General features: G+C 71.2%; 1 protein-coding gene. It reads right to left on the bottom strand.

All coding sequences use genetic code 11. The features are described from left to right. A partial coding sequence (locus tag ACFIF2_RS35835) for a hypothetical protein (protein ID WP_395577477.1) occupies positions 1–1,038 on the bottom strand: 1,038 nt, incomplete at both ends.

The raw sequence follows: 1,038 nt of genomic DNA, 5'->3' as shown, positions 1-1,038 counted from the left end.
CTGGCCGTCCGGTGTTCGGCCCAGACGTTGTAGACGCGGGAGGGCAGGAAGTAGCGGCGCAGGTTCGCCGGGCTGACCGGTTTGCCCCCGCGTCCGTGTATGCCGTGCTGTGCGAGGTGGGCGGACAGTTCCTCGGCGGTGGGCTCGACGCCGTGCTCGGCCTGGTACTCCATCCATCCGAGGTAGTAGCAGTCGGCCGTGGTCAGGACGGCACTCCCCGCTGTCGCAGCGTCCGGTCCCGGCGTCGGCTCGTCGATGAGCGCATCCACCCGAGGGCTGCGCCTCTCCTTGGCGGCCTGAGCCCCCGCTGAGGCCGTCTCGGGCTCCTGTGGTGCGGTGGCTCCGTCCACGTCCTGTCCGAAGGGCTCATCGGCCGGTGCTTCGGCATCCTGTCCGCCGGCGGACTGGTGTTCCTGGAAGCGGTTGACGAAGTCGGTCAGGTCGTCGCCGGTGACAGGGCGGCCGCCGTCACCCGTGACGGCATCCCGCTGGTAGACGAAAGCCGCCAACGCGTCAGCATCCGGAAAGGTGCCATGCTCATCGGCGTAGGCGCGCCAGGCGCTGTGGAAGTAGTCGTACCAGTCGACGGATTCGTCGGCCGGCTCCGGCTCATCGGAGTCCCGCGGCTCCCCGGCCGGTGCCGCGTAGCGCTGCCGGAGGGCCAGGAGGAGGGGTTGTACCTGGTCGTCGGCGAGGGGGTTGCCTGCCGCGGTGGTGATGCCGTACGTGTCGCGGAGCCACGAAGCCCACTGCATGGGCGTCGGCTCGACCTGATAGCGCGCAAGGAACGCCTGGTAGGCGTCGGCGAACCGTTCGGCACCTTCCCCGCCGGCAGCCTCCGCACGGCGTGGTCCCTCCGGCGCCGCAGCCGGAGTCTGTACCGCGTGTGCCTGTGGGATCTGCGCCGGCGCCGTCCTGTCGTCCGGTGCGGGGCTGGGCGTGGTGTTGTCGGGCTGGGCGTGGGGTGCGGGGATCCGTTCGACGGTGACGAGGATCGGTGGTTCCTTGATGCCGGCGGCCGCCAGGCCGGCGGGCGCG

It is taken from the genome of Streptomyces sp. BK79 (genome assembly GCF_044142145.1).
Classification (GTDB): domain Bacteria; phylum Actinomycetota; class Actinomycetes; order Streptomycetales; family Streptomycetaceae; genus Streptomyces.
This window is presented reverse-complemented; position numbering and strand designations above follow the sequence as displayed.